Origin of the sequence: Streptomyces sp. NPDC057424, from assembly GCF_042803315.1 — a bacterium.
Taxonomy (GTDB): domain Bacteria; phylum Actinomycetota; class Actinomycetes; order Streptomycetales; family Streptomycetaceae; genus Streptomyces.
In genome coordinates this window covers 1-23,256 of the sequence record NZ_JBHVCP010000037.1, presented here as the reverse complement: position 1 = coordinate 23,256, position 23,256 = coordinate 1, and the positions used below count along the sequence as shown (strand labels likewise).

General features: G+C 72.3%; 19 protein-coding genes and 2 pseudogenes. 16 read left to right on the top strand and 5 right to left on the bottom strand.

Translation table 11 applies throughout. From position 1 onward, the window contains the following. The first annotated feature begins 27 nt into the window (after positions 1-27). From ACFU3E_RS25845 to ACFU3E_RS25830, 4 genes and pseudogenes are all read left to right on the top strand, one after another. Positions 28-2,874 carry a beta-N-acetylglucosaminidase domain-containing protein gene (locus ACFU3E_RS25845; protein WP_384162879.1) on the top strand — a complete coding sequence of 949 codons (2,847 nt, stop codon included), beginning with the start codon at positions 28-30 and terminating at the stop codon, positions 2,872-2,874. Between the two features lie 79 nt (positions 2,875-2,953). Continuing rightward, the gene (locus ACFU3E_RS25840; protein ID WP_384162744.1) at positions 2,954-3,487 is read left to right on the top strand and encodes a PadR family transcriptional regulator; all 534 of its coding nucleotides are present in this window, start codon (positions 2,954-2,956) and stop codon (positions 3,485-3,487) included. Then, positions 3,484-3,606 (top strand): annotated as a pseudogene (locus tag ACFU3E_RS25835) (ABC transporter ATP-binding protein); the annotation flags it as partial. The gene ACFU3E_RS25840 and the pseudogene ACFU3E_RS25835, both read left to right, overlap by 4 nt. Before the next feature lie 71 nt (positions 3,607-3,677). After that, positions 3,678-4,145, top strand: a complete 468-nt coding sequence (locus ACFU3E_RS25830; protein ID WP_384162741.1) for a hypothetical protein — start codon at positions 3,678-3,680, stop codon at positions 4,143-4,145. 93 nt (positions 4,146-4,238) lie between these two features. Here the strand turns inward: ACFU3E_RS25830 and ACFU3E_RS25825 are convergent, their stop codons facing one another. Beyond that, entirely contained in the window at positions 4,239-4,775 is a 537-nt protein-coding gene (locus tag ACFU3E_RS25825; protein ID WP_248500445.1) for an HNH endonuclease, read from the bottom strand. 312 nt (positions 4,776-5,087) lie between these two features. Here ACFU3E_RS25825 and ACFU3E_RS25820 point away from each other — a divergent pair, with 312 nt between their 5' ends. The 10 genes and pseudogenes from ACFU3E_RS25820 to ACFU3E_RS25775 all read left to right on the top strand — a co-directional run bounded on the left by ACFU3E_RS25820 (position 5,088) and on the right by ACFU3E_RS25775 (position 17,672). Then, positions 5,088-6,197 carry a mechanosensitive ion channel family protein gene (locus tag ACFU3E_RS25820; protein WP_384162734.1) on the top strand — a complete coding sequence of 370 codons (1,110 nt, stop codon included), beginning with the start codon at positions 5,088-5,090 and terminating at the stop codon, positions 6,195-6,197. A gap of 77 nt (positions 6,198-6,274) precedes the next feature. Further along, a pseudogene (locus ACFU3E_RS25815) lies at positions 6,275-6,436 on the top strand (ATPase); the annotation flags it as partial. Between the two features lies 1 nt (position 6,437). Beyond that, positions 6,438-6,671, top strand: coding sequence for a hypothetical protein (locus ACFU3E_RS25810; protein WP_384162891.1), 234 nt, complete (start codon positions 6,438-6,440; stop codon positions 6,669-6,671). A 229-nt stretch (positions 6,672-6,900) separates the two neighbouring features. Continuing rightward, positions 6,901-8,352 carry a hypothetical protein gene (locus tag ACFU3E_RS25805; protein ID WP_384162731.1) on the top strand — a complete coding sequence of 484 codons (1,452 nt, stop codon included), beginning with the start codon at positions 6,901-6,903 and terminating at the stop codon, positions 8,350-8,352. After that, positions 8,349-9,392 (top strand): glutamate ABC transporter substrate-binding protein, encoded by a 1,044-nt coding sequence (locus tag ACFU3E_RS25800; RefSeq protein ID WP_384162728.1) that lies wholly within the window; start codon positions 8,349-8,351, stop codon positions 9,390-9,392. Before ACFU3E_RS25805 ends, ACFU3E_RS25800 begins: the two co-directional genes overlap by 4 nt. Before the next feature lie 77 nt (positions 9,393-9,469). Continuing rightward, positions 9,470-10,804 carry a hypothetical protein gene (locus ACFU3E_RS25795; RefSeq protein WP_384162725.1) on the top strand — a complete coding sequence of 445 codons (1,335 nt, stop codon included), beginning with the start codon at positions 9,470-9,472 and terminating at the stop codon, positions 10,802-10,804. Positions 10,805-10,821: 17 nt separating this feature from the next. Further along, positions 10,822-13,386 carry a tetratricopeptide repeat protein gene (locus tag ACFU3E_RS25790; RefSeq protein WP_384162722.1) on the top strand — a complete coding sequence of 855 codons (2,565 nt, stop codon included), beginning with the start codon at positions 10,822-10,824 and terminating at the stop codon, positions 13,384-13,386. 3 nt (positions 13,387-13,389) lie between these two features. Beyond that, positions 13,390-14,805, top strand: a complete 1,416-nt coding sequence (locus tag ACFU3E_RS25785; protein ID WP_384162719.1) for a PP2C family serine/threonine-protein phosphatase — start codon at positions 13,390-13,392, stop codon at positions 14,803-14,805. Positions 14,806-14,904: 99 nt separating this feature from the next. Next, complete coding sequence (locus ACFU3E_RS25780) at positions 14,905-16,251, top strand: VWA domain-containing protein (RefSeq protein WP_384162716.1); 1,347 nt, start codon at positions 14,905-14,907, stop codon at positions 16,249-16,251. A 32-nt stretch (positions 16,252-16,283) separates the two neighbouring features. Then, positions 16,284-17,672, top strand: a complete 1,389-nt coding sequence (locus tag ACFU3E_RS25775; protein WP_384162713.1) for an FHA domain-containing protein — start codon at positions 16,284-16,286, stop codon at positions 17,670-17,672. Between the two features lie 25 nt (positions 17,673-17,697). Here the strand turns inward: ACFU3E_RS25775 and ACFU3E_RS25770 are convergent, their stop codons facing one another. Continuing rightward, on the bottom strand, positions 17,698-18,684 hold the full coding sequence (locus ACFU3E_RS25770) for a methyltransferase domain-containing protein (protein WP_384162710.1): 987 nt from the start codon (positions 18,682-18,684) through the stop codon (positions 17,698-17,700). Between the two features lie 59 nt (positions 18,685-18,743). Here ACFU3E_RS25770 and ACFU3E_RS25765 point away from each other — a divergent pair, with 59 nt between their 5' ends. Next, positions 18,744-19,157: a globin gene (locus ACFU3E_RS25765; RefSeq protein ID WP_384162707.1), complete on the top strand. Its 414-nt coding sequence runs from the start codon at positions 18,744-18,746 to the stop codon at positions 19,155-19,157. 18 nt (positions 19,158-19,175) lie between these two features. Here ACFU3E_RS25765 and ACFU3E_RS25760 read toward each other — a convergent pair whose 3' ends face one another. Genes ACFU3E_RS25760 through ettA form a run of 3 tightly spaced genes read right to left on the bottom strand, consistent with a single transcriptional unit; the run spans position 19,176 to position 21,922 of the window. Further along, positions 19,176-19,844 (bottom strand): hypothetical protein, encoded by a 669-nt coding sequence (locus tag ACFU3E_RS25760; RefSeq protein ID WP_384162705.1) that lies wholly within the window; start codon positions 19,842-19,844, stop codon positions 19,176-19,178. Then, positions 19,841-20,251 (bottom strand): acyl-CoA thioesterase, encoded by a 411-nt coding sequence (locus ACFU3E_RS25755; RefSeq protein WP_384162702.1) that lies wholly within the window; start codon positions 20,249-20,251, stop codon positions 19,841-19,843. The genes ACFU3E_RS25760 and ACFU3E_RS25755 overlap by 4 nt, the downstream gene beginning before the upstream one ends. Positions 20,252-20,257: 6 nt before the next feature. Beyond that, positions 20,258-21,922, bottom strand: coding sequence for an energy-dependent translational throttle protein EttA (gene ettA, locus ACFU3E_RS25750; protein WP_384162698.1), 1,665 nt, complete (start codon positions 21,920-21,922; stop codon positions 20,258-20,260). A gap of 595 nt (positions 21,923-22,517) precedes the next feature. On the opposite strand from ettA, the gene ACFU3E_RS25745 reads away from it, so the two are divergent. After that, a complete protein-coding gene (locus ACFU3E_RS25745) occupies positions 22,518-22,973 on the top strand; it encodes a hypothetical protein (RefSeq protein WP_384162695.1) in 456 nt (151 codons plus the stop codon). Positions 22,974-23,256 lie beyond the last annotated feature (283 nt).

Below are 23,256 nucleotides of genomic sequence, written 5' to 3'. Positions count from 1 at the left end.
TCGAACATCTGGAGGGGGCCTGTGGGACTGCGGTGTGGGAAGCGGGCCGCGGCCCTCGCGGTCGCCGTCGTCGCCGGGAGCCTCGTCGCCCCGCCCGCCGCGATGGCGGTTCCGCCGGCCCCGGGCACGACCGCGACACCGGCCCCCGACACCGCCGGACCGGACCTCTCCGTCTGGCCGCGCCCGCAGTCGCTGCGCGCGAACGGCGCCCCGGTCGCGGTACCGGACGAAATCGCGCTGATCACCGCTCCCCAAGCGGACCCCCACGCCGTCGAGGCCCTGCGCGAGCTGCTGCGGCAGGCCGGTGCCCGCCGGATCACGGACACGCCCGGGCCGGGCGCCCTGGTCGTGCGGGCGCGGACGGAGCCCGTGCGCCCGGGCGACCGGCGCGCCCTCCCCGCCGGGGGATACGAGCTGTCCGTGGGCGCGGGCGGCGTCTCCCTCACCGGCACCGGCGAGGACGGCCTCTTTCACGCTGCGCAGACGCTGCGGCAGCTCCTGCGCCCCGACCGCACGATCGCGGCGGCCGTCGTCCGCGACTGGCCCGGCACCGCCGTACGCGGCATCACCGAGGGCTTCTACGGCACCGCCTGGACGCACGGGCAGCGCCTGGCACAGCTGGACTTCATGGGGCGCACCAAGCAGAACCGCTACCTGTACGCCCCAGGGGACGACCTCTACCGGCAGGCCCGCTGGCGTGAGCCCTACCCGGCTCGGCAGCGGGCCCGGTTCCGGGAGCTGGCCGAGCGGGCGCGCGGCAACCACGTCTCACTCGGCTGGGCGGTGGCCCCCGGCCAGGCGATGTGCTTCGCCTCCGACGCCGATGTGCGGGCGCTGACGCGCAAGCTGGACGCGATGTGGGCGCTGGGCTTCCGGGCGTTCCAGCTCCAGTTCCAGGACGTCAGCTACAGCGAGTGGCACTGCGGGGCGGACGCCGACCGGTTCGGCTCCGGCCCCGAGGCGGCGGCGCGGGCCCAGGCCCGGGTGGCGAACGAGGTGGCCCGGCACCTGGCGCGACGGCACCCCGGCGCCGCCGGTCTGTCCCTGATGCCCACCGAGTACTACGAGGACGGCACGACCGACTACCGGCGGGCGCTGGCGAACGAGCTGGCCGCGGGCGTCGAGGTGGCGTGGACGGGCGTCGGGGTGGTGCCCCGCACCATCACGGGAGGCGAACTGGCCGACGCGCGCGAGGCGTTCGGGCACCCGCTGGTCACGATGGACAACTATCCGGTCAACGACTACGACCCCGGCCGTATCTTCCTCGGCCCCTACCGGGGCCGTGAACCGGCCGTCGCGACCGGCTCGGCCGCCCTGCTCGCCAACGCGATGCAGCAGCCGGAGGCGTCCCGCATCCCGCTGTTCACCGCTGCCGACTACGCCTGGAACCCGCGCGCCTACCGCCCCGCGGAGTCCTGGCGCGCCGCGATCGCCGACCTCGCGGGCGGGGACCGGCGCCGCGAGCAGGCCCTGGCCGCGCTGGCCGGAAACGACGCGTCGTCGGTCCTGGACGACGAGGAGTCGGCGTACCTGCGGCCGCTGGCCGAGGCGTACTGGCGGTCCCGCACCGCGGGCGGCGCGGGCACCGGCGACGACGCCGCGCGGCGCCTGCGCGAGGCCTTCACCGTGCTGCGTGAGCTGCCCCGGCGACTGTCCGGCTCCGGCCTCGGCTCCGAGGTCGCCCCCTGGTCGCGGCAGCTGGCGGACTACGGCGAGGCGGGCACGGCCGCGCTCGGCATGCTGGACGCGCAGCGCGCCGGGGACGCGGCGGCGGCCTGGACGGCGTACCGCAGGCTCGGCGCGCTGCGGACCCGGCTGGAGTCGGCGCCGGTAGAGGTCGGCAAGGACGTGCTGGATCCCTTCCTGCAGCGGGCGCAGAAGTCGTACGCGGCCTGGTCGGGCATCCACCACGAGCCGCCCCGCAACCCCGGCGACGGCCGCACCCTGCGCTTCCCGCGGCCCCGGGCGCTGACCGCCGTGACGGCCCTGACCGAGCCGGGCACCGAGGGGAGCGTCGAGGTGCACCAGCCGGGGCGGGGCTGGCGGGAGGCGGGCCGGCTCGACGCCTCCGGGGCGACCGAGGTGCGGCTCGCGGGACGCGCCGACGCCCTGCGGGTCACCGGCCCCGCCCCTTCCCGCGTCCACCACCTCATCCCCTGGTTCACCGACTCCCCCGCCACCTCCCTCGGCCTGCCCCGCGACCGGGCGGACATCGAGACCGGCCGGACCGAGCGGCTGACCGCCCGGCTCGAGTCGCTGCGCCCCGCAGACGCCCGCGGCAGGCTCACCGCCGAGGCGCCCGAGGGCGTCCGGGTCCGGGTGCCGAAGGGCGAGCTGACCGTGCAGCGCGGAGCGACGGTCGAGGTTCCGGTCGAGGTGACCGTGGAGCGTGGCACTCCGATGCGGTCGTACGACGTCCGGCTGGGGTTCGCGGGAGCGGACCGCACACTCACCGTGCGCACGGTCCCGCCCACCGGCGGCCCCGACCTGGCCCGCACCGGCACCGCCCGTTCCTCGGGCGACGAGACGCCCGACTTCCCCGCCTCGGCCGCGAACGACGGCGACCCGGAGACCCGCTGGTCGTCCCCGGTCGACGACGGTGCCTGGTGGCAGGTCGAGCTGGCCCGCCCGGCGCGGCTCGGCCGGGTCACGCTGCACTGGCAGGACGCCCACCCCGCGTCCTACCGCGTCCAGGTCTCCCCGGACGGCCGCCGCTGGCGCACCGCCGCCACGGTCCGGGACAGCCGGGGCGGCCGGGAGATCGTTCCGATGGACGCACGGGACGTGCGCTTCGTGCGGGTGCAGGGCGACGAGCGGGCCACGCCGTACGGGTACTCGCTGTGGTCGGTGGAGGCGTACGCCGTCTCGGACTGACCCCCCATCCGGCACGGTGGCGCACTTTTTCACCGCTCACTATTCACTCAGTACATGTACTCAGTGAATAATGAGCGGCATGAGCACCCGCCACATCCTGCTGGGCCTGCTCGCGACAGGTCCGAGCCATGGCTACGACCTCAAGCGACGCCATGACGAACGCTTCCCGCAGGCCCGCCCGCTGGCCTACGGGCAGGTCTACACGACCCTGCAGCGCCTCGTGCGGGACGGCCTCGCCGAGGTCGACGGCACCGCATCGGAGGGCGGCCCGGAGCGCACGACGTACCGGGTGACGGGCGAGGGGACGCACGAACTGGCCCGGTGGGCCGGGGAGATCGCGCCGCCCGCGCCCTTCGTGGCGAACGAGATCTTCGCCAAGGTCGTCGTCGCGATCCTCGCGGGCGGCGATCCGGACGCGTATCTGAGCGCGCAGCGCACCGCGCACATGGAGCGGATGCGGGAGCTCACGGCGGTCAAGGCCGCCAAGGGCGCGGACCTCGCGACCGTGCTCTCGGCTGACTACGCCCTCAACCACCTCGACGCCGACCTCCGCTGGATGAGCACCACGGCGGCCCGGCTCACCACCCTGACCGCGGAGGTCGACGCAGCATGAGCAGACCCGTGCCCCTTCTCACGGCCGGCGGCCTCATCAAGGCGCACGGCCGGACACCCGCCCTGCGCGGCGCGTCGGTCGAGCTGAACGCCGGCGAGATCCTCGCCGTCCGGGCCGCTCGGCGACGACGCTGATCGCGGCGGAACGGCTGCGCGACGACCCCTGGGCGGCTGCCCGTACGCACGCGGCGGTGCTGCTGGTGACGATCGTCGGGACCGGTTTCACGGGCATCCGGCAGGTGCTCCTGGACACGGTGCACTCCCGCACGAACCTCACCGAGAGCCCGGACTACTACACCACCGGCACCGACCTCACCGGCGCCGCCATCGCGGTCGCCTTCGCGATCACGCTGTCCGGCCTCGCCGTCGGCACCGCGGAGTCCCTGGCCACCCGCCGCCGGGGGCTGGCCGCGCAGGCCGCCGCGGGTGTGCCACGCGCGGTGCCCGGCCGGGCCCTGCTGCTGGCCCCCGCGATGCTGCTCGCGGGCCTGGGCGGGACGGCCATCGGCACCTGGTACGCGCTGCTCACCGGCCACCCGGTCCCCTGGGCGACCGTCCTGGTCCCCGTCGCCGTCTACGCCGCCTGCCTGCTGGCGGCGGCCACCTCGCTGCCCCTGCTGCGCCGCTCGGTACGCCCGGGGGAGCTGCGCTACGCATAGCCGCCCTCCCCTTCTGCCGGACGTCCCGGGGAACAGGAGCTCCCCGGGCCGGTCGGCCGGCCGCACGCGGCACGACGAAGGCCCGGATCGTCTTCAGGCGGAAATGCCGTCGATCCGGGCCATGGCGTCCTCCGCGCCGTACGGCTGCAAGTACGGCATCCAGCGCGGATCCCTGTGGCCGGTCCCGATGATGCGCCAGGCCAGGCCGGACGGGGGGGCGGGTTTGTGGCGCAGCCGCCAGCCGATCTCGAAGAGGTGCCGGTCGGCCTTCACGTGGTTGCAGCGGCGGCAGGACGCCACCACGTTGTCCCAGACGTGTTTGCCCCCGCGGCTGCGCGGGATGACGTGGTCGACGCTGGTTGCGACGCCACCGCAGTACATGCACCGGCCCCCGTCGCGGGCGAACAGCGCCCGGCGGGTCAGTGGAACGGGCCCCCGATAGGGAACCCGGACGAATCGCTTGAGCCGGACCACGCTGGGTGCGGGGACTGTGACGGTCGCGCTGTGCAGATAGGCGCCGGACTCCTCGAGGCATACGGCCTTGTTCTCGAGGACGAGGACGAGCGCGCGGCGGAGCGGTACGACGCCTAGCGGCTCGTACGACGCGTTGAGGACCAGGACATGCGGCACGGATGCCTCCTTGGACGCCGGCGGCGCGTGGCTCGCGCCGGGACGATTCGTAGCCAGTTTCCCCTCATGCCTGGTGGAAGCGCCACCATGTCCCCGTAACGGGCTGGGAGTGTTTTCGACCACATCACCTTCATCCCACGGATCGTGGCCTGTTCAAGCCCAGGTGAGCACAGCCCCTCCTTCACACATTCTGCGAGAGCACACACAATGCCCCGTTAGTGTGGTGGTTCTGCCCGTTCGGTGACCCAGTCGTGACCTTGACCCCCTGAACCGCCGCGCCGGGGCAGACCGCTGCACCTGGAGGTACCTGCCGTGTCCCTGTCCGTTGCGGACGCCGTCCTGTCGGCCGCCGACCCGTCACCGTCGCCGACCCCCTCGGAGACCCAGTCCCCGAGAGTGCCTTCGCTCCAGGACGCCCAGGAGAGCGCGACGAACGCGGCCGGCTGGGTCGAGCAGAACTGGTCGACGTGGCTGGCGATCGGCCTCAGGGTCCTGCTCATCGTGGTGATAGCCGCGGTGCTGAGGGTCTTCGTGCGACGTGCGATCACCAAGCTGATCGACCGCATGAACCGCAACGCCCAGACCGGGGAGAGCAGCGCGATCGGCGGGCTGCTGGTCAATGTCGAACGCCGTCGCCAGCGCTCGCAGGCCATCGGTTCCGTACTGCGCTCGGTGGCGTCGTTCCTGATCATCGGCACCGCCGCGCTGATGATCCTGGGCACCTTCCAGATCAACCTCGCCCCGCTGCTGGCCTCGGCCGGTGTCGCCGGTGTGGCGATCGGCTTCGGCGCCCGCAACCTCGTCACCGACTTCCTGTCCGGCGTCTTCATGATCCTCGAGGACCAGTACGGCGTCGGTGACTCGATCGACGCGGGTGTCGCCTCCGGCGAGGTGATCGAGGTGGGCCTGCGGGTGACCAAGCTGCGCGGCGACGGCGGCGAGATCTGGTACGTCCGCAACGGCGAGGTCAAGCGCATCGGCAACCTCTCCCAGGGCTGGGCCACGGCCAACGTCGACGTCACCGTCCACGTCGGCGAGGACCTGGACAAGGTCAAGGCCGCCCTGGACGAGGTCGCCGAGAAGATGGGCGCCGAGGAGCCCTGGAACGAGCTGCTGTGGGGCCCCATCGAGGTCCTCGGCCTGGACAGCGTGCTGCTGGACTCCATGGTCGTGCGCGTCACGGCCAAGACGATGCCCGGCAAGTCCCTGACGGTGGAACGGGAGTTGCGCTGGCGCATCAAGCGGGCCTTCGACACGGCGGACATCCGGATCGTCGGCGGCGCCACGGCCTCGGCCGAGGAACAGCCCGTCGACCCGACCGCGGCGATGGCCGCCCCGTCGGTGTATGCCAACTCGGCGTCCCCGCAGTCGGTGGCGGCGTCCCCGCTCGCGCCGCCCGCGCCGACGTCCACCACGAAGTAGCCGTCACACCTGAGGAAGAGGGCGGCACCCGGTCCTGCCGGGTGCCGCCCTCCTCGCGTGTGCGGATGCGGGTGGGGGGGCTCACCTCGGTCACCCACGTCTCGGCATGCCTCGTCAACGCCGACTTCCCCCTCGCGGAGGAACGACTGGCCGCGGCGCTGCGGGCCCGGGGCACGACGGTGAGGGTCCGCAACGACACCTTCGCGATCCCGCGGGCCGGTGTCACCGAACCCGGGGGGGGTGGTCGTTGAGCCGGGGGTGCCGGGCTGCCAGGACACCACCGCCCAGGAGGACGGGGGTCTCCTCGGCCAGGAGGTCCAGGCGGGTCAGCAGTTGCTGACCGTGCGCGCACCGAAAGCGGTACCGCAGGTGGTGACGTCCAGCCCGGTCCTGGGCCCGGCACTGCTCGGACTGGACCGGGTCGGGCCGGGGGAGGGAGCGCAGGGGAGACTGCGAGCGCACTACAACAGGTGAGGCACCCGTGCCCGCGTACGGCGGGAAGGGAGGGACGCGCCGGGGGCCCGGGAACCGAACCAACCCCCCTTACGTGTTCCTGGACGAGGGGTGTGGCACGGGAAGCCGCGAGAAGTGGTGCAGGGGGGTGCGCCACACTGCGATCCGATCAAGATCCAGGCAAGGCCGGTGCGGATGCCGGTCCCGGCAACGATACTTGCGGCGACGGATGACCACGGGGGAGGTCACAGTGACGTACACGGCGAAAAGCAGCACACCGCCACCGGGCCCCGGCCTGCCCGTCCTTCCGGCCGTACCGGCACAACCGGCGCCCCCGCCCGGGCCACCCGGCACCCCCCGGGCCCTCTCCCCGTCCCCGGCAGGGCCCCGCCGCACCGCCTTCGCCGAGGGCCTCGACCAGCTCCGCTCCGCCGCCACCACCGAGCCAGGCCGCCTCCGCGTCATCGGCGCCCTCCTGGCCCTCCTCGTCATCGCCTTCGGCGCCGTCACCGCCTGGCAGATGACCGAGCGCGCGGCCGCAGCCGACGACGTCCTCACCCGCAGCCAGCCCCTCAGCTCGGACGCCGCCGACATCTACCGCTCGCTCGCGGACGCCAACACCGCCGCCTCCAGCGGCTTCCTCGCCGGCGGCCAGGAGTCGGCCGGCACCCGCGACCGCTACGAGCGGGACATCCGCACGGCCGCCGAGAAGCTCGTCAACGCCGCCGCCAACGCCGAACCGGGCTCCCCGTCCACGGCGACGATCGCCGAGCTCAACCGGCTCCTCCCGGAGTACAAGGGCCTGGTGGAGCGCGCCCGCACGTACAACCGCCAGGGCTTCCCCGTCGGCGGCGCCTACCTGCGCTACGCCAACGAGAAGATGCAGCAGCAGATGCTCCCGGCGGCGGAGGACCTGTACAAGAAGGAGAACCAGCGCCTCGGCGCGGACTACGCGGCCGCCACGCCCTACCCCTGGGCGGCCATCGCCCTCGGCGTCGCCGCCCTGGCCGCCCTCGCCTGGGCCCAGCACCGCAACTACCAGCGGACGAACAGGGTCCTGAACCACGGCCTGGTGGCCGCCACAGCCACCGCGACGGTCGTCCTCCTCTGGCTGGTCGTGGGCCACACCCTCGCCCGCGCCGGCCTGAACGACTCCTACGACCACGGCGTCCGCTCCCTGAACGTCCTGCACGACGCGCGCATCGCCTCCCTCAAGGCCAGGGGCAACGAGAACCTGACCCTGGTGGCCCGCGGCGCGGAGACGAAGAAGGTCGGCGAAGAGACCTACGACGCCTACGACTACGACTTCGGCACGGACATCAAGGCCCTCGCCACGCACCTGGCGGCGGCGGAGAAGCTCGCCGACGACACCTCGGGCGAACGCCCCGTCACCGCCGCCGTGGGCAACATGACGGAGTGGAAGAAGCGCCACGCCGCGGCCCGCGAGCAGGACGAGAACGGCAACTACCAGGAGGCACTGGACCGGGTCATCGGCACCGAGGACGCGACGGGCGAATGCTTCGACAGCGTCGACGAGAACCTGCGCACGGCCCTCGCGCACGAGGAGACGGAGTTCGAGCGCGCGGCGGGCGACGGCCGCGACGCGCTGACGGGCATGCCGGCGGGCACGGCCGTCCTCGCGGTGCTGGGCGCCGCGGGCGCGGTCCTGGGCATCGGCCGCAGGCTGTCGGAGTACCGATGAACCGGCCAGGGGCGAAGGGAGGAACGACCGTGCGAAACGCGCTCAGGGGCTGGGGCGGAGTGACCGCGATGGCAGTCGTCTGCGCCCTGGTGGCGCTGCTGGCCCTCTGCCTGCCGCTCACCACGGCCACCCAGCACACCACCGCAGCGAACCGAACAGCCCAGACCAAGGCGGAGGAGGACTGCGAGGCCCCCGAGAAGCAGACCCTCTCCCCCTCCTCGTCCGACGGCGACACGATCCGGACGATCAAGGGCCGCAAGGGCGGGAAGCGCAAGCTGATCGTCGGCGTCGACCAGAACAGCTACCGCTGGGGCTACCGCAACCCCAACAGCGGCAAGACCGCGGAACTCGAGGGCTTCGACATCGACCTGGTCCACCGCATCGCGGAGGACATACTCGGCGACCCGGACGCCGTCCAGTTCAAGGCGATCCCCACCGACCAGCGCATCCCGGCGATCCAGGGCGGCCGCGTGGACATGGTCGTCCGCACGATGACGATCAACTGCGCCCGCATCGCCGACGTCGCCTTCTCCGCGCCCTACTTCAAGACGGGCCAGCAGGTCCTGGCCCCGAAGTCCTCCCCCGTCAAGGGCTACGACGACACGCTCGCGGACCGCAAGGTCTGCACGGCGGCCGGCTCCACGGCGTACTCCACGCTGGAAGCGGACCAGAAAGCGGGCGAACTCCCCGCCAGCACGGACATCTCCACCACGGTCCCGAACCAACTCGACTGCCTGGTGCGGCTGCAGCTCGGCGAGGTCGACGCGGTGGTGACCGACGGCGCGCTCGCGGCGAGCCAGGCGGCACAGGATCCGACGGTCCAGCTCAAGGGTGACGCCTTCACTGCCGAGTACTACGGCGTGGCGATGAAGAAGGACGCGGACGACCTGGTACGCCGGGTCAACCAGATCCTGGTGGACTACCGCAAGGACACGGCGAACGGCTGGCAGGCGTCGTACGACCAATGGCTGTCGGCCACACTGGGCAAGGATGCGACGAAGTCGGAACCACCGGCACCGCAGTACCTCCGCACCCCCTGACACCTGCTGGACCCGCGAGCACCCCACCGGACGACGACAGACGACACGCGACACACAACCGCAGCGAGAGGTGATCGATGGGCGTCACGGGACCCACCGGGCCGGTGATGGACCGGGACGAGGTGGACCGTGCGCTGGCGCGGCTCGGCGCGGAGCACGAGGCGATCGAGACCTCGCTCCTCGCCCTGCAGGACCACGCGGGCCGCAGACTCCTGGAGGGCGCCGAGCTCACCGGCGTCACCCAGGAGCGCTGGACGTCCACGGAGGCGTCGATCACGCTGCTGTGGACGTACTTCGACGCCTATACGGACGCGCTGCGCTCCGCCCGAGACATCCGGGCCCGCCGCCGCTGGTCCAGCCGCGAGGACCTGGCGGAGCTGACGGAACTGCTGAACGGCGACTCGGTCACCGTCGCGGGCAGCGCCACGGCGACGGCCAACGCCCCCACCCTGCACGGCAGTCCGTCGAAACTCAGCGAGCGCTACTCACTCGCCACCCTCGTCGACCGGATGAACGAGCTGTACGCGGCGAGCCTGGACATGGTCGTCGCCGCGGACGCGGTCTGGTCGGCCCTGCCGGCCCGGATCGATCTGCTCGCTGCCGAACTCCAGCGCACCCGACGGCTCGCGCACTCGGTCGGCGTTCGCCCCGGCGAGCACCCGGCGGGCGACGATCTGGAGCGCATCACGCGGATACTGACGAAGCTGCGCGAGCAGGTGGTCTCGGACCCGCTGGCGTTCTGGCTGGCCGCGGAGGGCAGTTCGGCACCGGGCGGCGGCAGGCCGGACACGACGGTGTACGACCGCGAGGCACGCGCCCTGGAGGACGTACGCCGTGAGATCGACGCCGTACTGACGGTTCGCCAGGACGCCGAGAAGCGGATCGTGAAACTGCGGGACATCCTCAGCCGCGCGGACCGCACGCTCGCGGAGGCGCGCACGGCACGCGGCGAGGTGCTGGCGAAGATCGCGGCGACGGAGGTACCGGTCGTCAGCGGTCCGCCGACCGTGCTGCAGGAGCAGCTGGCGGCGGCCGCCGAGTACCGCAGACAGGCGCAGTGGCACCGGCTGTCCCCGCTGCTGGAGTCGCTGGAGCAGAAGGCCGAGGACGAACTGCTGCGCGCCCGCGAGTCGTTGACGGCGGTCACCGCCCCGCTGGCGGTCCGCGCCGAGCTGCGCGGCCGTCTAGACGCCTACAAGGCGAAGGTCGCCCGGCACGGGTTCGCCGAGGACACGCTGCTGGTGGAGCGGTACGAGAAGGCCCGCCGCATGCTGTGGAGCGCGCCCTGTGACCTGCGCGCCGCCGAGCAGGCGGTGCTGCGCTACCAGCACGCGGCGGCGGAGCTGTTCGGCGGCCCACGGGTGCCGGGGCAGGGCGGGCCCGAGGACGACCGGAGGGGGCCGGGCGCATGAGCGACGAGGGGGAGTCCATGAGTCAGGCACCACACGAGCCGGCCGGCGCGCCTCCGCGTACCTGCCAGCGCCCCACTTGCGGCGGCACCTACGAGGACGTGGGCGGCGGCGAACTGTACTGCGACACCTGCGGTCTCGCGCCGGTCGTCGCGGCTGGGGGTCCCCCCTCCGGGGGAGGCATGGTCGGTTCGCCTCCCACCGGCATCACGGCCGGAGGCAGGGGCGGCTCCCGCGGGTCGGCCGGCAGCGGCAGTTCCCGCTCCAGCAGCCGTAGTTCGCGCACGTCGTCCCAGTCGTCGAAGTCCCGCCGCTCGGTGTCGGGGCGCCTGTCGCGGTCCCTGTCGGGCACGTCGACGGGCCGCTCGGTGTCGGTGCGCAGCTCCGGCTCGACCGCCGGTTCCGGGTCCCGGGGCCGGCTGGGCGCCGGGCTGGTGCAGGTGCCGCCGATCCCGCGGCCCGACCCGCGCGCGATGGTCCTGGACAACCCCGAGGTTCCGGAGCGGAAGCGGTACTGCTCGCGCTCGGACTGCGGCGCCCCGGTGGGCCGGGCACGGGGCGACCGGCCTGGCCGTACGGAGGGCTTCTGCACCAAGTGCGGCCATCCGTACTCGTTCGTGCCGAAGCTGAGAGCCGGGGACGTGGTGCACGGCCAGTACGAGGTGGTCGGCTGCCTGGCGCACGGCGGGCTGGGCTGGATCTACCTCGCCGTCGACCGGGCGGTCTCGGACCGCTGGGTGGTCCTCAAGGGCCTGCTGGACACGGGCGACCAGGACGCGATGGCGGCGGCGATCTCCGAGCGGCGCTTCCTCGCGGAGATCGAACACGCCAACATCGTGCGGATCTACAACTTCGTGGAGCATCTGGACCAGCGCACGGGTTCGCTCGACGGCTACATCGTCATGGAGTACGTCGGAGGCAAGGCGCTCAAGGAGATCGCCAACGCCCGCCGCACCGCGCAGGGCAGGCGTGACCCGCTGCCGGTGGAGCAGGCGTGCGCGTACGGCATCGAGGCGCTGGAAGCGCTCGGGCACCTGCACAGCCGGAACCTTCTGTACTGCGACTTCAAGGTCGACAACGCGATCCAGACCGAGGACCAGCTCAAGCTGATCGACATGGGCGCGGTGCGCAGGATGGACGACGAGGAGTCGGCCATCTACGGCACGGTCGGCTACCAGGCCCCGGAGGTGGCCGTGGCGGGCCCGTCGGTGGCGAGCGACCTGTACACCGTCGCCCGCACCCTCGCCGTCCTGACCTTCGACTTCCAGGGCTACACGAACGTCTACGTCGACTCCCTGCCCGACCCGGACCACATCGAGGTGTTCCGGCAGTACGAGTCGTTCTACCGGCTCCTGGTCCGTGCCACGGACCCCGACCCGGCCCGCCGGTTCGCCTCCGCGCAGGAGATGACCGAGCAGCTGACGGGCGTCCTGCGGGAGGTCGTGTCCCTCCAGACGGGCCGCGCCCGCCCCGCCCTGTCCACGCTGTTCGGACCGGAACTGCGGGTCACCGACACGGAGTTGTTCCCCAGGCTGGACGGCGAGGTGTCCCGCCTGGGGGCCCGGGTGGTGCGGCCCCGGGCTCGCGCCGGCGCTTCTGCCACCCTGCCGCACCCACAGCGGCCCGAGAGCCCGCACAGCCTCGTCAAGCCCGTCGACGCCCCCGCTGCCGCCTTCGCCCTGCCCGTCCCCCGCGTCGACCCGGCCGACCCCAACGCCGGTTTCCTCGCGGGCCTGATGACCTCCGCCCCGGCCGAACTGCTCGGTGCCCTGGCAACCGCCCCCGCCCCGTCGATCGAGACCCGGCTCCGGCAGATCCGGGCCTTGCTGGAGACCGGAGACCCTGCCGCCGCGCTGCAGGCGCTGGTCGCGCTGGAGGGCGAGCGGCCCGACGACTGGCGGGTGGTCTGGTACCGGGGCGTGGCCGCGCTGGTGACGGGCGACGACGAGGGCGCCGCGCTCGCCTTCGACGCGATCTACGACGCCTTCCCGGGCGAGATCGCGCCCAAGCTGGCGCTGGGCCTGTGCGCGGAGGTGCTGGGCCAGCTCGACAACGCCGCCGAGTACTACCGGCTGGTGTGGTCGACCGACCCGAGCTATGTGAGCGCCGCGTTCGGCCTGGCCCGGGTCCAGCTGGCGACCGGGGACCGGCGGGACGCCGTACGCACGCTGGAGTCGGTTCCCGAGTCCTCCATCCACTACACGGCGGCGCGGGTGGCTGCCGTCCGGGCGCGGCTGCGGCAGCGTACGGCGACCGCGTCCGACGCGCCGTTCCTGGCGGATCTTTCGGCCGCCGCGGCGCAGGTCGAGGCGCTGGAGGCGTACGGTCTGGATCCGGCGCGGCGGGAGCAGTTGTCGGCCGAAGTCCTCGGTTGCGCGCTGGACTGGGTACTCTCCGGGGACCAGGGTTCCGCCCCTCCCGCCGCCGGGGGACGGACGCTGCTCGGCAGCGGCCTGGACGAGCGGGGCCTGCGTTTCGGTCTGGAACGCTCGTACCGCACGCTGGCCCGGCTGGCGCGGGGCGGCGAGGAGAGGATCGACCTGGTGGAACGTGCCAATCGTTACCGCCCCCGGACGTGGGTGTAGTTGATGTCGCAGATGCCCCAGTTGTCCGCCTGCCCGAGCTGCGAGGAACCCCTCGAGTCGGGTGACCGTTTCTGCGGCGCGTGCGGATACGACCTGTCCGCCGTGCCGGCACGGCCTCAGGACAACCCGACCATCACCATGAACGGCTCGGTGCCCGCCCCGGGCGCGCCGGCCGGTGAGTATCCCGAGCCCCCGCCGGCGCCACCCGCCGGCGCGGCCTGGCCCGCCCCCGGGCCCGGCGGCACCGGCGCCCCGGACGCGGCGCACCTGCCGACGGACCTCCCGGGCACGGACTCGGGCGGCTCCGCCCTGCCGCCGCAGGCGCCCCCGCCCCCGAGCGCCCCGCCGACCCCCGCCGCCGGCGTGCGGTTCGACCGGCCGCCGCAGCCCGACGGGTCTGCCGCGTCGCCGGAGATCTACCAGACACAGCCCGACGAGTACCTCCTCCAGGCACCGGACCCACGGGTGTCCGCCGAGCCGACGGCCCAGGCCGCGGGCACCGGCGGCAAGGTCTGCGTCGCCTGCCGGGCCGGCCGCGTGGACGACGACGGCTACTGCGAGAACTGCGGCCACGCCCAGCCGCGCGAACGGGACCACATGGAGCAGGAGTCCGGCCCGGTGGCCGCGGTCAGCGACCGCGGCCTGCGCCACCACCGCAACGAGGACGCCTTCGCCGTCGGCACCACCGCGCTGCCCGACGGCTCCCCCGCCTCCGTCGCGGTCGTCTGCGACGGCGTCTCCTCGGCGACCCGTCCCGACGACGCCTCCGCGGCCGCGTCGAAGGCGGCGGGCGAGACGCTGCTGGCGGCCCTGCCGCGCGGCACGCACCCACAGCAGGCCATGCATGACGCGATCCTCGCCGCCTCGCGAGCCGTCAACTCGCTCGCCGGGGAACCCGCCACGATCCGTGAGCAGGCCCCCCACCAGAACGCCCCCGCGTGCACCATCGTCGGCGCCGTGGTGACGTCGGGCCTGCTGATCGTCGGCTGGGTCGGCGACAGCCGCGCCTACTGGGTCCCGGTCGACCGCAGCGCTCCCCCGGCCCGGCTCACCGAGGACGACTCGTGGGCCGCGCAGATGGTCGCCGCGGGCCTGATGAGCGAGGCCGAGGCCTACGCCGACGAGCGGGCCCACGCGATCACCGGGTGGCTCGGCGCGGACGCCTACGAACTGGAACCGCACACCGCCGCGTTCAAGCCGGACCGGCCCGGCGTGGTGGTCGTGTGCACGGACGGCCTGTGGAACTACGCGGAGGCGGCAGAGGAGATGGCCCGGGTCGTCCCGCTCGACGCCGCCACGCATCCGCTGCACAGCGCCCGGGTGCTGGTCGGCCACGCCCTGGACGGCGGGGGCCACGACAACGTAACAGTGGCGCTCGTGCCGTTCCCGGCCGTGCCCCAGGGGGCAGGATCGGCCTGAGGCCACGTACGGGGACGCCTCGGCGGACCGGAGGGGACCAGTCCGCCTACCGTCATCACCCCGCCGCGGCGGGGGCTTTGGAGGGGGATCGAAGCAGGCATGGCCAATTTCTCGAAGTCGAACGTGCCCCAGTTCTCCGTGGACGTCTACCAGAACGAGTACCTGCCGGAGGGCGCCGGCGAGGTCAACGCCATCCTCACGGTGACGGCGACCGGCGGCGGCACGATCGGCAGCGCGGTCGCCGCGCCCCACCTCTACTCGCCCGGCCAGGGCCCGTCCGCGGCCGTGGCGATCATGGTCGACTGCTCCGGGTCGATGGACTACCCGCCGACCAAGATGCGCAACGCCCGCGACGCCACGGCCGCGGCGATCGACACCCTGCGCGACGGTGTGCACTTCACGGTGATCGGCGGGACGCACGTGGCGAAGGAGGTCTACCCGGGCGGCGGACGCCTCGCGGTCGCCGACGCCACCACCCGCGAGCAGGCCAAGCAGGCCCTGCGCTCCCTCAGCGCGGGCGGCGGCACCGCCATCGGCACCTGGCTGAAACTGGCCGACCAGCTGCTGTCCACCGCGGACGTCGCGATCCGGCACGGCATCCTGCTCACCGACGGCCGCAACGAACACGAGGCACCCCAGGACCTGAAGGCCGCGCTCGACGCGTGCGCGGGGCGCTTCACGTGTGACGCGCGTGGCGTCGGCACCGACTGGGAAGTGAAAGAAGTCACAGGGATCGCCTCGGCTCTGCTCGGCACCGCCGACATCGTCGCCGATCCGGCCGCGCTCGCCGCCGACTTCACGCAGATGATGGAGACGGCGATGGGCAAGGAGGTCGCGGACGTCTCGCTGCGGCTGTGGACCCCGGTCGACACGACCGTGAAGTTCGTCAAGCAGGTCGCGCCGACGGTCGAGGACCTGACCGGCCGGCGCACCGAGGCGGGCCCGCGCGCCGGCGACTACCCCCTCGGTTCCTGGGGAGATGAGTCCCGTGACTACCACGTCTGCGTCGTGGTCCCGGTCGCGAACATCGGGCAGGAGATGCTGGCGGCCCGGATCTCGCTGGTCATTCCGCAGCCGGACGGCAGCGTCCAGAACCTCGGCGCGCAGGGTCTGGTGCGGGCCGTGTGGACGGACGACATGGTCGCCTCGACGTCGATCAACCCTCAGGTCGCCCACTACACCGGGCAGGCCGAACTGGCACAAGTCATCCAGCAAGGGCTGGATCTCCGCAAGTCCGGAGATATGGACGGAGCGACGGCCAAACTGGGCCGGGCCGTTCAGCTCGCGAGTGCCTCAGGGAACGCCGATACTGCGAAACTGCTTGCGAAGGTGGTGGACGTGGTCGATGCCGCGACCGGTACTGTGCGACTGAAGGCGAAGGTCGCGGAGGCTGACGAGATGACGCTCGAAACCCGGTCCACCAAGACTGTTCGCGTGAAGAAGTGATCTGAGAGAGATCGAAGGAGGGACGCGCCGACATGCCGACCTGCCCGAACGGACACCAGTCGGGTTCCGACGACTGGTGCGAGGTCTGCGGTCACCGCATGGCGGGTGCCGTGCCTCCGCCTCCTCCCCCGCCGCCCCCGCCCGGCGGCTACGGCTTCCCGCCCCCCGCCGGCCAGGGTGGCCCGCAGGGCCCCGGCGGCCAGCCCGGTGGACGCCCGCCGCACCTGTCCGCCGTGCCGAACGCCGAGCCGGAGCTCTGCCCGCAGTGCCGTACGCCGCGTGAGGGCGGCGCCCCGTTCTGCGAGGAGTGCCGGTGGAACTTCCTGACGAACACGGCGACGTCGTACACCCCCGCGGCTCCGCCGCCCGGCCCTGGCGTGCGTTTCCAGCCACCGGGCCAGCAGGGCGGCCCGCCCCCCGGCCCGTCGTACGGCGGCGGTGACTCCTACGAGTACCAGGGCTCCCGCCCGTCGCAGGTGAACCGCCCGGCCGAGCCGATCCCGCCGTTCGGCGCCGACCCGTCCGGCCGTCCCGGCCCGGGCGGCCCCGGCGGCCCCGGCGGCCCTCAGGGTGGTGGCTACGGCTACCCGCAGCCCGGCCCTGCCCCGACCTCGCCCGGCCCGGGCGGCCCCGGTGGCTTCGGCGGCCCTCCCGGCCCGGGTGGTCCCGGTGGCTTCGGTGCCGACCCCTCCCGTCCGGTCCCGCCCCCACCCGGACCCGGTGGACCCGGTGGTCCCGGCAGTCCTGGTGGTGCTCCGCAGGCCTTCCACCAGTCCGGCCCGCCGGCCCCGCCCGGATTCCCGCAGGGGACCCAGCGGCCCGGGCAGCAGGGCGGTCCGTCCTTCGGCGGCGGTGACGACGACTGGGTGATCTCCCCGCCGACGTCCGGCCCGGGCGGCCATGGCGGTCCCGGCGGTCCCGGCCAGGGCGGCTACGGCTACCCGCAGCCCGGCGCGACCCAGGCCCCGCCCGGCCCCGGTGGCTTCCCGCAGCAGCCCCAGGCGCCGCAGGGACCCGCGACGTGGACCGCGACCATCGGCCCGGACCGCGACTACTTCATGGCGATGATGCAGCGCTCCGGCCCGGAGGCCACCGGCCTGAACCTGCCCGCGTACTCGCCCGAGCAGCAGCGCACGCTCACCGGCAACCAGCTCACGATCGGCCGCCGCCGGCACTCCACCGGCGACACCCCCGACATCGATCTGTCGGTGCCGCCGGAGGACCCGGGCGTCTCGCACCAGCACGCGGTACTGGTCCAGCAGCCGGACGGCAGCTGGGCGGTCGTCGACCAGAACTCGACGAACGGCACGACGGTCAACGGCTCGGAGGACCCGATCCAGCCGTTCGTCCCGGTACCGCTGCAGGACGGCGACCGGGTGCACGTGGGCGCCTGGACGACGATCACGATCCGCCGCGGCTGAGCCCGAGCCCCGCTCAGCAGCCTCGTCAGGACGGGAGGGGCCAGGCGTACGGCCCCTCCGGGTCGTCCAGCCAGGCCCACTCCCCCCGCTCACCGGTGACCGTGATGCCGTAGCGCTCACGCTGCGGCCTGCCCTCCTGCTCCCACAGCGCGTGCGCCTCCTGCGGATCGAGGCTGCCACGGGTCAGGGCCAGCAGGAACCGGAACAGGTCGTCCTCCCGGGCCCGGCGCGGCACCCCGCCCAGCTGGACCGGCTCGCCCCCGGGCCGGCCGGGGCCGCGCAGCGGCACGAAGTAGGCGGGCGTGTGCAGGAAACGTCCCTCGGCGTGCCCGGCGGCGGTCACCGTCAGCACGATCAGGCCGGTGGCGAGCGGCATGAGGATCCGGCCGCCGGGGCGGCTCTGGGTGATCCAGGCGGTCGGGACGCCGCTCAGGGCGCAGGTGGCGATGATCCGGTCGAACGGCGCGCGCTCCGGTACGCCCCGGGCACCGTCGCCGGTGACGACGACCGGGTGGTACCCGGCGGCTGCCAGGTGCCGTCGGGCCGACTCGGTGATCTCCGGGTCGAGGTCGACGGTGGTGACCTTGTCGTCGCCCAGCCGATGGGCCAGCAGCGCCGCGTTGTAGCCGGTGCCGGCGCCGATCTCCAGGACCGTGTGGCCTTCCGCGACGCCCAGCGCGGCCAGCATGTCGGCCATCAGGGAGGGCTGGCTGCTGGAGGACAGCAGTTCGCCGTCGCGCAGCCGGGTGGCCAGCGGGGTGTCCTCGTAGGCGCCCCGCATCCACCGCTCCCGTGCCCCCGGGTCGGCGCTCTCGCCCCAGCGCCGTTCGTGACCGCCGGCGACGCCGACGTAGTAGTACGGCACGAAGAGGTGCCGAGGGACCGCCGCGAAGGCCTCCCGCCAGCCCGGATCGGCGGCCCAGACCCCGCTCGCCTCGATCCGCCGCACCAGCGCCGCCCGCGCGGCGGCGGCGAGACCGTCGAGTTCCCTGCCGGGTGCGTACCCGCCCATGCCTCCACAGTAGGGGGAGGGTCCTAGGTCTTGAGTCCTATGCCGGGGCGTCTGAGACCATGGATCGCGTGAATGAGATTCGGCGCGGCACACTTCAGGAGCAGACCTTCTACGAGCAGGTCGGCGGGGAGGAGACCTTCCGCCGGCTCGTCCACCGCTTCTACGAGGGGGTCGCCGAGGACCCGCTGCTGCGGCCCATGTACCCCGAGGAGGACCTGGGTCCGGCCGAGGATCGCCTCGCGCTGTTCCTCATCCAGTACTGGGGCGGCCCCACGACCTACAGCGACAACCGCGGGCACCCGCGGTTGCGGATGCGGCACGCGCCCTTCGCGGTCGACCGTGCGGCGCACGACGCGTGGCTGAAGCACATGCGGGTCGCCGTGGAGGAACTCGGCCTGTCCGAGGAGCACGAGCACACGCTGTGGAACTACCTGACGTACGCGGCGGCCTCGATGGTCAACACCGCGGGCTGACGCCCGCCCGGGGCCCGGTCAGCGGACGCTGACGTCCAGCGCCCCGAGCCCCGCACGCCGTACGGCGACGGACCCGTACGGCGTGCGCAGCCTCAGCCACGCGCCCGACGAGAACAGCGCCGGCGGCACCCCGGGCCGCAGGAAGCCGAGGGACTGCGCCGCGTGCACGGCTCGGACGGGGAGCCGGGTGTCCCCGACCGTACGGGACCAGATGTCGCTCCCGATCCGGTCCAGCTCGGCCCGCGTCCGCAGCTCGGCGGGCAACTCCTGCGTACGGGAGCGGAACTCGGCGATCACGGCGGCCACCAGGGACCGCAGGTCGTCCGGCGCCGGCAGCCCCGGCTCGGCCCGCCAGCCACCGCGCGGCGGCAGCACACCCGCCCACGGCGGCCCGGTCACCGCACCGGGCACGACGGCCGTGGCGGCCTTCTCGTCCACCGTCTCCAGAAACTCACCGGCGGACACGGTCACGTCCAGCGTGGCATCGAGCCCCTTCTCGTACGGCTTCGCCAGCCGCACCGCCCGCACGGCGAGCACCTCGAAGGACGGCGGCCGCCCGAAGACGGCCAGCGCGGTGCCCGCCGCCTGCAGACGCACGGCTGCTCCACGGTCGTAGTGGAGCAGCCGGGAGAGGAAGGCCGCGAGATCCGCCGCCTCCCTCTCGTCGGCGAGGTGGAGCACCGTCATGCGGCGACGGCCTCCTCGGCGTCATCCCTGTACTCGCGCAGGAACTCGCGTTCCTCCGCGGTGATCCGGCGCGGGCGCTGCGCCTCGAAGTCGAACGGCACGATCACCGTCGAGGCCCGCACATAGACCTGGTCGTCGTCCTTCACCTCGTAGGTGAGGGTGAAGGACGCGGCCCTGATCTCGGTGACCCACAGCTCGATGTCCACCGGGTGGTGCCGGTGGACGAGCTGCCGCTTGTAGTCGATCTCATGGCGTGCCACCACGGACCCCTGCTTGAAGTCCTTCTCCGGGCGGAACAGGAAGTCGATACGGGCTTCCTCCAGGTAGCGGAGGAACACCACGTTGTTGACGTGGCCGTACGCGTCCATGTCCGCCCAGCGCAGCGGGCAGCGGTAGATGTGCCGCAAGATCGATCAGCCCCGGGTCAGCTTCTTGTAGGTGGCGCGGTGCGGACGGGCGGCGTCCGGACCGAGCCGCTCGATCTTGTTCTTCTCGTACGACTCGAAGTTGCCCTCGAACCAGAACCACTTGGACTCGCCCTCGTAGGCGAGGATGTGCGTGGCCACCCGGTCCAGGAACCACCGGTCGTGGGAGACGACCACAGCCGCACCCGGGAACTCCAGCAGCGCGTTCTCCAGGCTGCTGAGGGTCTCGACGTCGAGGTCGTTCGTCGGCTCGTCGAGGAGCAGCAGGTTGCCGCCCTGCTTGAGCGTGAGGGCCAGGTTCAGCCGGTTGCGCTCACCGCCGGAGAGCACGCCGGCGGCCTTCTGCTGGTCCGGCCCCTTGAACCCGAAGGCCGAGACGTAGGCACGCGACGGCATCTCGACCTGGCCCACGTTGATGTAGTCCAGCTCGTCGGAGACGACCGCCCACAGCGACTTCTTCGGGTCGATGTTCTCGCGGCTCTGGTCGACGTAGGAGATCTTGACGGTGTCGCCGACCTTGATGGCGCCGGAGTCCGGCTCCTCGATGCCCTGGATCATCTTGAACAGGGTGGTCTTGCCGGCGCCGTTCGGGCCGATGATCCCGACGATCCCGTTCCGCGGCAGCGTGAAGCTGAGGTCGTCGATGAGCAGCTTGTCGCCGAAGCCCTTGCTGAGGTTGTTGACCTCGACGACGACGTTGCCCAGACGCGGGCCCGGCGGGATCTGGATCTCCTCGAAGTCCAGCTTCCGCATCTTGTCGGCCTCGGCGGCCATCTCCTCGTAGCGGGCCAGACGCGCCTTGGACTTGGCCTGCCGCCCCTTGGCGTTGGACCGCACCCACTCCAGCTCTTCCTTGAGCCGCTTCTGCCGCTTGGCGTCCTTCTGGCCCTCGACCTTGAGGCGGGCGGCCTTGGTCTCCAGGTACTTGGAGTAGTTGCCCTCGTAGGGGTAGAGGCGACCGCGGTCGACCTCGCAGATCCACTGGGCGACGTTGTCGAGGAAGTACCGGTCGTGGGTGACCGCGACGACGGTGCCGGGGTACTTGGCCAGGTGCTGCTCCAGCCAGTTCACCGACTCGGCGTCGAGGTGGTTGGTGGGCTCGTCGAGGAGCAGCAGGTCGGGCTGCTCGAGCAGGAGCTTGCAGAGCGCGACGCGGCGGCGCTCACCACCGGACAGGTTGGTGACGGGCCAGTCGCCGGGCGGGCAGCCCAGGGCGTCCATGGCCTGCTCCAGCTGCGCGTCGAGGTCCCACGCGTTGGCGTGGTCCAGGTCCTCCTGGAGCTTGCCCATCTCGTCCATGAGCTCGTCGGTGTAGTCGGTCGCCATCTGCTCGGCGATCTCGTTGAACCGGTCGAGCTTGCCCTTGATCCCGGCGACACCCTCCTGGACGTTCTCCAGGACCGTCTTGTCCTCGGTCAGCGGGGGCTCCTGCAGCAGGATGCCGACCGTGTAGCCGGGGGTCAGGAAGGCGTCACCGTTGGACGGCTGCTCGATCCCGGCCATGATCTTCAGGATCGTCGACTTTCCGGCGCCGTTCGGGCCGACGACGCCGATCTTCGCTCCCGGGAGGAAGCTCGTCGTCACGTCGTCGAGGATCACCTTGTCGCCGTGCGCTTTGCGCGCCTTGCGCATGGTGTAAATGAACTCAGCCAAGAGAAACCGTCCGGCAGCTTGAAACTGGCAGTGGGCAGATACACCCCATCTTGCCGTACCGCCACCCCTGGGTGGAAACGGGTATGGTCCGGGGGCTCTGACCTGCTACGGAGCGCTGGCCCCGCCCTCGGCACCCGTCGTCGTTGATGGTCATTTGTCGTCGTTGGCCGACACTTACCGGCCCACAACCGGCCCAGAGTCGGCCCAGCGCGGGGCCCCGATCTGCCGCTATCGATAGCGGCAGGGGGCGCTAACGATAGCGGCAGTGATAGCGGTCAAAACCGCCAGTGACCAGCGCGTTAGCGGATAGCGGCCTGACTGGGCAGGCCCCGGAATCGCGCCGTGCTGCGCCCCTGAGGGGCACCGCCGGGCCGCTGCCTAGCTCGGCCGGACGTCGTCGGGGACGGGCGAGTGGGGAGCTCCCGCACGCTCTGGGCGGTGGGGTTCAATGACGATGTTGTTGCCGGAGAGTGGTGCAGGTGCACGGGGTGCTCGGTGGGTGGCAGGCGGGTCGTGATGCCAGCTCAGGTTGCGTGCAGTGCGACTGAAGCCACACAGGAGTACATGTAGTGGTAGCACCACAAAGAGGTACACCATGAAGCACCACAGCATTGCATCAGTGTTTGTAGCGTTGGCCGCTGCCAGCGGGCTGGCGCTGGGTGGCTGCACCACTGAGGACGAGGGGTCAACACCGGCTCCAACCCAGGAGACGCAGACCAACGAGGGCGGCGAAGAGCCACAGGGTGGCCGGGAAGATCCTGAAGCCAGTGAGCGCCAAGATCTCACCAGCTTCAAGGTCGACGATCGCTCCCAGGCTGGCATCACGAACATCTGGCTGACCTGGACGATCAAGAACAACAGCTCCGAGAAGTCTAACTACTCCTGGGACTGGGAAGCCGTCGACGCCAATGGCACCCGAGTAGCGAACGGCACTCAGCTGGAGAATAACGTCCAGCCTGGCCAAACAGCGACTGGCGAATTCCCCACCACGCTCAAGACCGCGGATGTCAAGCTCAACATCACCGACTTCAACCGGAACAAGGCTTTCTAGCCGTCGCGGCGTACGAACGAAAGGGGGCGCCATAAGATCCGCCCCCCGATTTCAAAAGGAGCGCAGGCGGTGCGCGGCTGCTTGTCGTCTGGCTTGTCGCTTGTCTTGTCTTGTCGCTTGTCGGCTCGCAGGTCAGACGTGGTTTAGGCGCCCAGAACAAGCCTGCGGACGTCCTTGTTCTGAGGGCGACAAGCGACAAGACAAGCGGGCGCCCGGCAGAGCAGGGCGCTAGGTGTATTGATCACGAGCGTTGTTAACGCGGGGTCGGACTTGATCATGGCGA